Source organism: Streptomyces sp. NPDC048361 (assembly GCF_040651795.1).
GTDB lineage: Bacteria > Actinomycetota > Actinomycetes > Streptomycetales > Streptomycetaceae > Streptomyces.
On the sequence record NZ_JBEZKW010000068.1, the window covers coordinates 24,353 to 35,213 of the forward strand.

Annotated in this window: 8 protein-coding genes; 7 read left to right on the forward strand and 1 reads right to left on the reverse strand. The window is 72.0% G+C overall.

The genetic code is table 11. From position 1 onward, the window contains the following. Positions 1–175 precede the first annotated feature (175 nt). The 4 genes from AB0D31_RS29295 (at position 176) to AB0D31_RS29310 (ending at position 3,740) form a co-directional block, all read left to right on the forward strand. Positions 176–1,135: an OB-fold domain-containing protein gene (locus AB0D31_RS29295; RefSeq protein WP_362728669.1), complete on the forward strand. Its 960-nt coding sequence runs from the start codon at positions 176–178 to the stop codon at positions 1,133–1,135. Continuing rightward, positions 1,135–2,196, forward strand: a complete 1,062-nt coding sequence (locus AB0D31_RS29300) for a thiolase domain-containing protein (RefSeq protein WP_362728671.1) — start codon at positions 1,135–1,137, stop codon at positions 2,194–2,196. The genes AB0D31_RS29295 and AB0D31_RS29300 overlap by 1 nt, the downstream gene beginning before the upstream one ends. Continuing rightward, on the forward strand, positions 2,193–3,359 hold the full coding sequence (locus AB0D31_RS29305) for a thiolase domain-containing protein (protein WP_362728673.1): 1,167 nt from the start codon (positions 2,193–2,195) through the stop codon (positions 3,357–3,359). The genes AB0D31_RS29300 and AB0D31_RS29305 overlap by 4 nt, the downstream gene beginning before the upstream one ends. A 144-nt stretch (positions 3,360–3,503) precedes the next feature. Further along, positions 3,504–3,740, forward strand: coding sequence for a DUF397 domain-containing protein (locus tag AB0D31_RS29310; RefSeq protein WP_362728684.1), 237 nt, complete (start codon positions 3,504–3,506; stop codon positions 3,738–3,740). Between the two features lie 91 nt (positions 3,741–3,831). On the opposite strand, the gene AB0D31_RS29315 is transcribed toward AB0D31_RS29310, so the two are convergent. Continuing rightward, positions 3,832–4,893: an isoafricanol synthase gene (locus AB0D31_RS29315; RefSeq protein WP_362728675.1), complete on the reverse strand. Its 1,062-nt coding sequence runs from the start codon at positions 4,891–4,893 to the stop codon at positions 3,832–3,834. A 258-nt stretch (positions 4,894–5,151) separates the two neighbouring features. Between AB0D31_RS29315 and AB0D31_RS29320 the strand changes: the two genes are divergently transcribed. From AB0D31_RS29320 to AB0D31_RS29330, 3 genes are all read left to right on the forward strand, one after another. Then, positions 5,152–8,079: an AAA family ATPase gene (locus AB0D31_RS29320; protein ID WP_362728676.1), complete on the forward strand. Its 2,928-nt coding sequence runs from the start codon at positions 5,152–5,154 to the stop codon at positions 8,077–8,079. Positions 8,080–8,536: 457 nt separating this feature from the next. Further along, positions 8,537–9,037, forward strand: coding sequence for a hypothetical protein (locus AB0D31_RS29325; protein WP_362728678.1), 501 nt, complete (start codon positions 8,537–8,539; stop codon positions 9,035–9,037). A gap of 285 nt (positions 9,038–9,322) precedes the next feature. Beyond that, positions 9,323–10,651 carry a peptidoglycan recognition family protein gene (locus AB0D31_RS29330; RefSeq protein WP_362728680.1) on the forward strand — a complete coding sequence of 443 codons (1,329 nt, stop codon included), beginning with the start codon at positions 9,323–9,325 and terminating at the stop codon, positions 10,649–10,651. Positions 10,652–10,861: the final 210 nt, after the last annotated feature.

Genomic DNA, 10,861 nt, shown 5'->3' on the forward strand with positions numbered 1-10,861 from the left:
CCCGTTCACGCCTCAGGGGCGCTCGTCCGCACATGCCGGCCGGGCTGTAGGTGGCCCTGAGCCTCTTGAGTCGGGCGTGCCGTAGATGGCCCTGAGCCTCTTGAGTCGGGCGTGCCGTAGGTGGCCCTGAGCCTCGCATCCCTTTCCGTTGTACGCGATCCAAGGAGTTGGCCACATGACAGGATCCGCCTCGCCCGACGTGCTGCGCGCGCCGCTCGTCGTCGAGTTTCCGTTCACCCGCTCCCTCGGGCCGGTCCAGAGCGCCTTCCTCACGGGGCTGCGCGAGCGCACCGTGCTCGGTGTGCGGACCGGGGACGGGAAGGTGCTCGTGCCGCCCGTCGAGTACGACCCCGTCACCGCCGAGGAGATCCGCGAACTCGTCGAGGTCGCCCCCACCGGCACTGTCACCACCTGGGCCTGGAACCCCGCCCCGCGCCGCGACCAGCCCCTGGAGGGTCCCTTCGCCTGGGTACTCGTACGGCTCGACGGCGCCGACACCTCCCTCCTGCACGTCCTGGACGCACCCGGCCCCGAAGCCGTTCACAGCGGTATGCGGGTACGGATCCGCTGGTCCGGGGAACGCACCGGCGCCATCACCGACATCGCCTGCTTCGAGCCCGGCGAAACCGAGGCGAGGCATCAACTCGTTCCGCACAGCGGTGAGTTCGACGACCTCGTCACCGGGATCGTCGCGCCCGCCCGGCTCGACTACACCTACAGCCCCGGGCGTGCCCAGTCCGCGTACATCGGCGGTCTGTCCGCCCGCAAGACCGTCGGCGAGCGCTGCCCCTCCTGCCGGAAGGTGTACGTGCCGCCGCGCGGCGCCTGCCCCACCTGCGGGGTCGCCACCGAGGAGCGGGTGGAGGTCGGGCCCGCCGGCACCGTGACCACGTTCTGCATCGTCAACATCAAGGCGAAGAACCTCGACATCGAGGTGCCGTACGTCTACGCGCACATCGCGCTCGACGGCGCGGGGCTCGCCCTGCACGGCCGGATCGGCGGCATCCCCTACGACCAGGTCCGGATGGGGCTGCGGGTCGAACCCGTATGGAGCGAGGGCGGCCGCTACCCCGACCACTACGGGCCCACCGGCGAACCCGACGCCGACTACGACACGTACAAGGAGCTGATCTGATGGCGCCCACCCCTCCCGCCCGGGACGTGGCGATCGTGGCGTTCGCGCAGAGCGACCACCGGCGCCGCACCGATGAGCTCTCCGAGGTCGAGCTCCTGATGCCGGTCCTTCACCAGGTCCTCGACGCCACCGGCCTGAAGACCAGCGACATCGGCTTCACCTGCTCGGGGTCGAGCGACTACCTCGCCGGGCGCGCCTTCTCGTTCACCATGGCGCTCGACGGGGTCGGCGCCTGGCCGCCGATCGCCGAGTCCCATGTGGAGATGGACGGCGCCTGGGCGCTGTACGAGGCCTGGGTCAAGATCCTCACCGGTGAGGCCGACACCGCGCTCGTCTACGGGTACGGCAAGTCCTCACCGGGCGAACTCCGCGATGTCCTGACCCGGCAGCTGGACCCCTACTACGTGGCGCCGCTCTGGCCCGACTCGGTCGCGCTCGCCGCCCTTCAGGCGCAGTCCCTCATCGACGCGGGCGTCACCGACGAGCCGCGCCTCTCAGCCATCGCGTCCCGCAGCCGGGACTCCGCCACCGCCAACCCCCGTGCCCAGGTGCGGGGTTCACGTCCGCAGGGCGACTACCTGGTGCACCCGCTGCGCACCGGCGACTGCCCGCCGGTCGGCGACGGGGCGGCCGCCGTGATCCTCGCCGCCGGGGACCGGGCCCGCGAGCTGTGTACGCGGCCCGCCTGGATCCGCGGCATGGACCACCGCATCGAGGCGCACTCCCTCGGCGTCCGCGACCTGACCGACTCGCCGTCCGCCCGCCTCGCCGCCGAACGGGCCGGCGCCTTCGAACGGCCCGTCGACACCGCCGAGTTGCACGCGCCCTTCAGTTCGCAGGAGGTCATCCTGCGCAAGGCTCTGCGGCTCGGTGACGACGTCACCGTGAACCCGTCGGGAGGCGCGCTCGCCGCCAACCCCGTCATGGCCGCCGGGCTCATCAGACTCGGCGAGGCCGCCGCCCGCATCCACCGCGGGGAGTCCGACCGGGCCCTCGCGCACGCCACGTCAGGACCCTGCCTTCAGCAGAACCTGGTCGCCGTCCTGGAGGGGGAGTCATGAGCAAGGAACCCGTGGCCGTCATCGGCGTCGGCCAGACCAAGCACGTGGCCGCCCGGCACGACGTGTCCCTGGCGGGACTCGTCCGCGAAGCAGCCCAAAGGGCGCTCGATGACGCCGAGTTGAGCTGGGCCGACATCGACGCCGTCGTCATCGGCAAGGCGCCCGACTTCTTCGAGGGCGTCATGATGCCGGAGCTGTACCTCGCCGACGCCCTCGGCGCGGTCGGCAAGCCCATGCTGCGGGTCCACACCGCCGGCTCGGTCGGCGGCTCCACCGCGCTCGTCGCCTCCAACCTGGTCGCCGCCCGCATCCACACCACCGTCCTCACCCTCGCCTTCGAGAAACAGTCCGAGTCCAACGCCATGTGGGGCCTCTCCCTGCCCATCCCGTTCACGCAGCCGCTGCTCGCCGGCGCGGGCGGCTTCTTCGCCCCCCACGTGCGGGCCTATATGCGGCGCACCGGCGCACCCGACACGGTGGGCTCCCTCGTCGCGTACAAGGACCGGCGTAACGCCCTGAAGAACCCCTACGCGCACCTCCACGAGCACGGCATCACCCTGGAGAAGGTCCAGGCCTCGCCGATGCTGTGGGACCCGATCCGCTACTCCGAGACGTGCCCCTCCTCCGACGGCGCCTGCGCGATGATCCTCACCGACCGGGCGGGCGCGGCCCGGGCGCCGCGCCCCGCGGCCTGGGTGCACGGCGGCACCATGCGCAGCGAGCCCACCCTGTTCGCCGGCAAGGACTTCGTATCGCCCCAGGCCGGCAAGGACTGCGCGGCCGACGTGTACCGGCAGGCCGGTATCGCCGACCCGCGGCGCGAGATCGACGCCGTCGAGATGTACGTGCCGTTCTCCTGGTACGAACCCATGTGGCTGGAGAACCTCGGCTTCGCCGCCGAGGGCGAGGGCTGGAAACTCACCGAGGCCGGCGTGACCGAACTCGACGGTGACCTGCCCGTCAACCCTTCGGGTGGCGTCCTGTCCACCAATCCCATCGGCGCCTCCGGCATGATCCGCTTCGCCGAGGCCGCCCTCCAGGTGCGCGGCGAAGCCGGCGAACACCAGGTGGCCGGGGCCCGCAAGGCGCTGGGCCACGCCTACGGCGGTGGCTCCCAGTTCTTCGCCATGTGGCTGGTCGGCGCCGAACCCCCCGCCCGCTGAGGGCGATCCGCGACGGACGGGTCCCGGTGCACCTCACGTGGCCTGTCCGCCACCGCGGGCGATCGCTAGGGTGGCCCCGGACGAGATGAACCGGGGAGGAGCACGGACGTGGCCGACACCACCACCACCACCACCCAGCACACCTTGGGGAGCCTTGCGGGGCACACCCCTTCCGGCTGGGACAAGCCGGAGCTCGATTTCAGCGAAGCCCAGTGGCAGTCGAGCAGTCAGGGGGCGGGGGACGTCCAGATCGCCTTCGTCGAGGGCTTCATCGCCCTGCGCAACAGCGGCAGCCCGGGCAGCCCACCGCTGATCTTCAGCCCCGCGGAGTGGCGGGCCTTCGTGATCAACGCACGCTCCGGCGAGTTCGACCTCACCTGACCCGCGGCCCGGAGCCGACGACGCGGCAGCGGCCTCAACGGGCGTTCTCCACGCGTCCGTTGAGGCCGCCGCTCGTCCCGGTGGTCCCGGCTCAGGCCTCGGCGGCCTGCTCCGGGAACAGCTGGGCCCAGGGCCGCTGACGGCCCTCGCTGACGGCGGCGATGCCCGCCTCGCCGTACCGCGCGGTCTCCAGGGACCAGGCCAGATTGCCGCTCATCAGGGCGCGCATGCCGTCGACGTAGTCGTCCACCTGCCACCGCAGCTCCTTGGCGAGGGCGGTCGCGTCGAGTCCGGCGGTGAGCTCGGCGGTCAACTCCTGGAAGCGGGCCACCCGGGCGTTGGCCAGGACGGCCACCCGCCGCAGCGCCTGCTCCACACTGCACATCTCCTGCCGTAACAGAATGATCACGCTGTTGTTGACGTCTCCCGCGGCCAGCTCCTTGTCCACGGAGACCATGTCATTGACGAAGATCACCACATCGGCCGTGATCTCCCGCATCTCGGCCAGCGGCTCGCCCTCGTGCAGCTCCTTGGGCAGGGTGTAGCCGCCACACCGCTCCACCAGGTCGAGACAGGGCTGCACGCCTATGGAATCGCGGCGGCCGCGCAGAAAGCCGGGAAGCGACAGGGTGCCGTTACGGGTCCGGTTGAGGGCCTCCCAGTGATACGCCGTCAGATAGTCACGCCAGTGCGAGCGGAAGCGCTCCTGCCACAACAACGGGGTGTCCGCGGTCACCCGCTGCCACAGATCACGGAAGCTCGTCGCCAGCCGGTTGGCCGCCTCACCGGGCACCGGCGGCGCGTCGCCCATGGTGCGCAGCACCGTGTCGATCTGCCGCAGCACCCCCTCGGGAGACTTACCCAGCGGGCCGTCGAACTGGTCGTCGAAGACAAAGAACCAGGCGTTTAGATCGGTCGCCAGAGCAAGGTGCGCGTCCGAGGCGTCCGGATAGAAGTACGCCATCAGCCGTTCGAGACCCATCGCGTCGTACTCGGCCGTCGCCTGCTCACCGGCGAGCATGCCGAACCGGTGGAGCCAGTCCAGCGTGTGCCGGCCGGCGAGCTCGTACCGGGGATGCCGGCGCGCGGGAAAGGGAAGGTCGATGAGCCCGGTCCGCGCCCGCGCCGACCGGACCCTGCCAGTGCTGCCCATACGGCACCGCCTCCTTAGTACTCCATACGTTTTTCAATCATCAACGGGTCGGGGGCCGGGGTGAAGTCGTACGACGCCGGAGCCTTACAGCGCACAGGGGCGTACATGTGGGTCCAGGCGCCCCTCCCCGGTGATCCGAGTCAACCATCAACGGATCCAGCCAACTTAATGGGTCAAGGAGAAGACGGAAGGTCGATATTCATGTCACGGTACGTGTCCGGGGCGTAGGCTCGGTGCTACTGCCAGAAGGGGACCGCTGTGGCGGATACGAGGGGCCGGGGCGGGGTACCGCGCCGGATGCTCTTTGAGCGCGACGAAGAACTGCTGCTGTTCGACAGCATGTTGGACGATTTGTGCGGCCGGGCAGGCGAGGGGAGCGCGCCCAACGGCGGCCTGCTCGCCATCGCGGGATCGGCCGGCCTGGGCAAGACGACACTGGTGGCCGAGGTCCGCCGCAAGGCCGCGGCCCGCGGTTGCACCTTGCTGGCCGCCCGCGGCAGCGAGCTGGAGGAAAGCGTGGCCTTCCACGTCGTACGCCAGCTCGTGCAGCCGGTGCTGGCCGCGACGAGCGAGGACGAACACCGCAAGATACTGGGGAGTTGGTACGACATCGTCGCGCCCGCGGTCGGCCTCGTCGCGGGAAAGAGCGGCGTGGCACCCGACCCGCAGGGCGTCCGGGACGGACTCGACTGGCTCGTCACCCGCTTCTCGGTCCAGTACGCGCCGGTCGTGCTCGTGGTCGACGACGCGCACTGGGCGGACGAGGAGACGCTGGCCTGGCTGACGTCGTTCGCGCTGCGCGCCGGCGACCTGCCGCTCCTGATCGTCGTCGCCTACCGTCCCGAGGAACTGCCCCGGCACGCAGCCGAGTTCCGCCGGCTCGCCACGCGGCACGGCTCGCGTCCGCTGGACCTGTCGCCGTTCACACCCGCCGCCGTCGCCGACCTCGTGCGCGACGTACTCGGCGCTGACGGGGACGACCTGTTCGCCCGCGAGTGCTGGACCCTGACCGCGGGCAACCCTTACGAAGCCGTCGAACTCGTAGCGAGGATCCGCGACCGCGGCATCAAACCGCAGTACGCCAACGCCGGCGAACTGCGCGAACTGGCCTCCGCCGTCAGCGGCAACGGGATCATCGAGCGCATCGACCGGCTCGGCCCCTCCGCCGGACGGCTCACCTGGGCCGTCGCCGTGCTCGGCACCGACGCGGGGCGCGAGATGGCCGCCGGTGTCGCCGGGCTCGGCGTGGAGGAGATGGCCGACGCCGTCGACCGGCTGCGCGAGGCCCGGATCTTCGCCCCCGAGCACGACCGCCTGGACCGGCTCGACTTCTTCCACCCGCTCGTCGGCACCGCCGTCTACCGGGCCATCCCCGCCGCCCTGCGGGTCGCGATGCACGGGCAGGCCGCCTTCGCGGTGAGCGAGGCCGGGCTCGGTCCCACGGCCGCTGCCCGGCACATCCTGGAGATGCACCCCGAGAACGACCGATGGGCCGTACGCCAGCTGCGCGCCGCCGCCCGCGACTATCTGCGGGCCGGCGCACCCGACGCGGCCCGCCGCTGTCTGGCCCGCGCCCTGCGCGAACCTCCCGCCCTGGACGAGCGCGCCGAAGTCCTCTTCGAACTGGGCTGCTCGGCGCTCCTCAACGAGCCCGCCACCACCGTCAACCACCTCAAAGCGGCCCTCGAAGAGCCCGAACTCGCTCCGGAACTGCGCGAAGCCGTCACCTACCGGCTCGCCCAGGCACTCGCGCACACCGACCGCATGGCCGAGGCCGCGGCCGTCGTCGCTGCCGAGGCCAAGCACTCCACCAGCGCCCGCACCCGGCTGCGCATGCAGGCCGAGACCTTCCAGTGGAACGCGTTCCGCGCCGACGAGGAGGACTCCCCGGCCCGCTCACGCAGCCTGGCCCGGCTCGCCGACCACCTCACCGGGCGCGGCAAGGCCGAGCGGTACATCCTGGGCCTGCGCGCCTGGGACGCGATGGTGCGCGGCGAACCCGCCGAGACCGCCCTGCGCTACGCCGAGGAGGCGCTGGAGGGCGGACTGCCCTGGACCGACGAGAACTGGGGCTTCGAGGTCCCCGTCCTGGTCGCCCTCACCTTCATGTACTGCGACCAGCCCGGCCGCGCCGACGAGCTGTTCAACGAAGGCATCGCCGAGTGCGAACGCAAGGGCTGGCGCGGCGCGCACCTGTCCTTCGGCCTGACGCTGCTCGGCTACATCAAATTCCACCGCGGCCGGCTCGCCGAGGCCGAGGATCTCGTACACAGCGGGCTGCGGATCGCCGACCGGGTCGGACACCAGGTCCCCGCCCAGTGGTTCGCGCTCGGCATCCTCATCGAGATCCTGCTCGCCCGCGGCCGGGTCCAGGACGCGCAGGAACTGTCCGACGAATACAACTACGGCCAGGTCGTGCCCAACGCGGTCGTCTACCCGGACTCCGAGACCGTCTACAGCGAACTCCTCATCGCGCGGGGACTGCGCACCGACGCCGAGGAGCGGCTGCGGGCGGTGGGCCGCCGGCTGGAACCGCGCGGGATGCGCAATCCCATGTGGTGCCCGTGGCGGCCGCTGCTCGCCCAGACGATCGCCCACACCGACCCGGCGGAGGCCGCGGCCGTCGCGCAGGAAGCCGTCGACGTCGCCCGGCGCTTCGGCACCCCGGGCGCCGTCGGCCGTGCCCTGCACGCGGCGGCCAAGGTCACCTCGGGCGCCGACAGCCTGGCCCTGATGGGCGAGGCCGTCCGCCAGCTGGAGCGGTCACCCGCCGCGTACGAGCTGGCGCAGGCCCTCGTCGACCACGGGGCGATGCTCAGCCGCGCGGGACTCCCGCAGGACGCGGCCGACCTCCTGATGCGCGGCCTGGAGAGCGCCGCGCTCTGCGGAGCCGACGCGCTCGCGACGCGAGCCCGCGAGGAACTCGCCGCCTCCGGTCTGCGGCCCCTGCAACTGCGCGCCACCGACTCCGACCTGCTCACCTCGCAGGAGAAGGCGGTGGCCGAGCTGGCGGCCCTCGACTGGGAGAACCGGCGGATCGCGGAGGAGCTCGGCTACAAGGAGCGCACCGTGGAGCTGCTGCTGTCCGGTGCCTTCCGCAAGCTCGGCACCGACCGCGGCGGCCTCGCGGGGCTCCTGCCCCACCAGGCCCGCGGCTCCGGCATCCGAGGCGTACCCGGGCGCTGACCCCGCGCGCCCCAAGGCCCCGGCCCCCACCAGCCGTCCACGGCGGGGAGCCGGGGCCCCCGGCGGCCCGTGCTCGCGTCTCGCGCAGTTCCCCGCGCCCCTGGCCGGCTGTCCTTGGCGGGATGCCCAGCATCGGCATCTTCAGCCCGTCCGGCTGCTCGACCCCGGCTCATGGGGCCACCTCAGCCCGTCCGGCGATTGAGGACGAGCGCCCTTCAGGCGCGACACGGGGTCCGAGGCGGGGCCCCGGCAACCCCGCTTTCGTCTACGGACCGTGGCTGGCCGGTCGCGCGGTTCCCCGCGCCCCTGAGCTACTCGATGCCGGGCGGCATGCACATCTCAGCGCCTCAGCGCTTTCACCCCTGGAGTGTCTCGGGAAGGGGCGGTGCAGGGGCGACCCGCCCAGGGGGCTGGGCCCGGCTCCGCCGGGCGGCCCGGGGCACGTACCATTGACGGCATGTCCTTCCTCCGCCGCCGTAGCGCCGCCACTCCCGCGGGCCCGGACTTCGATGTCCTGGCCATGGACCCTGGGGACTGGCCCGGCAACCTCGGCGCCGGACTGCTCCCCGCCCCCGACGGCAGCTGCCAGGGCGTCTTCCTGCGGTACGACCTGTTCGGCGGCCGCGGCCCCGCGATGATCATCGGCAATCTGCCGGAGGGCTCCCCGGCCCGCGAGATGGCCGAGGGACAGGTCCCCTTCGAGGTGGCCCAGCTCCTGGTGGCGCTGGAGAACGACGAGCCGATCGAGGTCGTCGGCACCGAGGACATGCCGGTGATGCAGGGCGACAACCTGCTCATCGTGCGCCGCCTCAAGCTCTCCGAAAGCCGCATCTCCTGCGTGCAGTTCGACCGCAGCGACAACGTCCTCGTCACGATCGCCAGCTGGGACCGGCCGATCACCGACGACCTGTACGCACTCCTGAAGCCGCTGCCCGCCGAGCTCTTCCAGCAGGACTGAGCGCGACACACCCGGCGTCATCACCCTGCGGCCCGGCACCGTCCGTCCACGGTGCCGGGCTTTTCGCTGTCCCGGCCCGTGAACCCGCCCCGCCCGGCGCCGCGTTGAGCTCCGCGCGCCATCCGCAGGTCACAGCAGCCGCCACAGGTCTGCGCCACTGATACAAGTCGCGCTCGCCGACAGGTACTTGACGAGCTGTCATCCGGGGTCACACTGTGTCCCGCGCGCAGTCACGCGCCGCATGGCGAGAGAGCCCCGCACACCTTTCGGCTGGAAGGGTCGTTCATGACGTCCAAGCAGAGGATCATCCGCGTGCTCGCGACGGCGACAGCCGGCGTCCTGGGCCTCGCCCTGACGCCCGCGTCCCCCGCGAGCGCGGCAGGACCGGCCACCGAATGCCCGCGCGTCCTGAGATGCGACTGGGTCCCGGCGGCCTACCAGCAGACCGGCGATCCGGCCGACAAGGAGACGTACGGAAACTACGACCTCTCCGACCGGCCCCACACCAACAAGATCAAGTACATCGTCCTGCACGACACCGAGGAGACCTTCGACACCACCCTGAAGATCTTCCAGGACCCGAAGCGGGCCGCCTCGGCCCACTACGTCGTGCGGTCGAGCGACGGCCACGTCACCCAGATGGTGAAGACCAAGGACGTCGCCTGGCAGGCCGGCAACTGGTACATCAACTCCGACTCCATCGGCATCGAACAGGAGGGCTACGCCACCGAGGGCGGCACCTGGTTCACCCCCTCCATGTACCGCTCGACGGCGGCCCTGGTGCGCTACCTCGCGGCCAAGTACGACATCCCGCTGGACCGCCAGCACATCCTCGGCCACGACAACGTGCCGCCCACCACGGCCGGCGGTACCGCGGCCATGCACTGGGACCCGGGGCCGTACTGGGACTGGAACCGCTTCATGGCCCTGCTCGGCGCGCCCACCGAGCCCACCGGCCGCCCCGGCGGCCAACTGGTCACCGTCAACCCGGTGTTCAAGGAGAACCTCCAGTCCTTCCGGGACTGCGAGAAGAACATCGACCTGCCCGCACAGCCCAGCAGCGCCGTCCCCCTCTACACCCAACCCTCCACCACCGCACCGCTCTTCGCCGACCCGGGGCTCCACCCGCCGGGACAGAGCGGCACCACCTGCGCGAGCGACTGGGGCAGCAAGATCAGCGCCACCCAGCAGGCCGTGGTCGCCGAACGCACCCCCGGCTGGACCGCGATCTGGTGGTACGGCCAGGAGGCGTGGTTCCAGACCCCGGCCCACACCCGGGTCACCACCCCCACCGCCGGCTACGTCGTCCGCCCCAAGCCGGGCCTGACCGACGTGCCGGTCTACGGAACCGCCTACCCCGCGGCCACCGACTACCCGGCGGACTTCACCGCGCCCCGGGTGAGCGCCCCGCTCGGCTACACCATCAAAGCCGGCCAGTCCTACCCCGGCGGCGGCCAGGCGCCCGCGGGCTACTTCTACGCCCCGACGATCGACTCCTCGTACCCCTACGACCACACGTACTTCCCCGGCAGCACCCGCTATGTGACGGTACAGATCGGCCACCGGGTCGCCTTCGTGAAGGCCTCCGACGTCGACATCGTCCGCACGCGGTAGGCCCCGGACGGGCCCGGCCGGCCCATCGTGCGTACGCGGTGGGCCCCGACCGGCCCGTCCGGCGGTAGGCCGGGCCGGGGCCGTCCCGACGGCAGCGCGCCGCGGGGCCGGGGGGCGGGCCCCCGCGCCGGCCGCCCCGGAGGGACGCGCGCGGCAGCCCCCAGCCCGGGGGCGGCGGGCCGACCCCCCCCCCCCCCCCCCCCCCCCCCC

What these genes read in the sequence shown, in the direction of transcription:
- AB0D31_RS29295 (WP_362728669.1), top strand. Translation starts at nt 176, where the DNA reads ATGACAGGATCCGCCTCGCCCGACGTGCTGCGCGCGCCGCTCGTCGTC.
- AB0D31_RS29300 (WP_362728671.1), top strand. Translation starts at nt 1,135, where the DNA reads ATGGCGCCCACCCCTCCCGCCCGGGACGTGGCGATCGTGGCGTTCGCG.
- AB0D31_RS29305 (WP_362728673.1), top strand. Translation starts at nt 2,193, where the DNA reads ATGAGCAAGGAACCCGTGGCCGTCATCGGCGTCGGCCAGACCAAGCAC.
- AB0D31_RS29315 (WP_362728675.1), bottom strand. Translation starts at nt 4,893, where the DNA reads ATGGGCAGCACTGGCAGGGTCCGGTCGGCGCGGGCGCGGACCGGGCTC.
- AB0D31_RS29325 (WP_362728678.1), top strand. Translation starts at nt 8,537, where the DNA reads ATGTCCTTCCTCCGCCGCCGTAGCGCCGCCACTCCCGCGGGCCCGGAC.
- AB0D31_RS29330 (WP_362728680.1), top strand. Translation starts at nt 9,323, where the DNA reads ATGACGTCCAAGCAGAGGATCATCCGCGTGCTCGCGACGGCGACAGCC.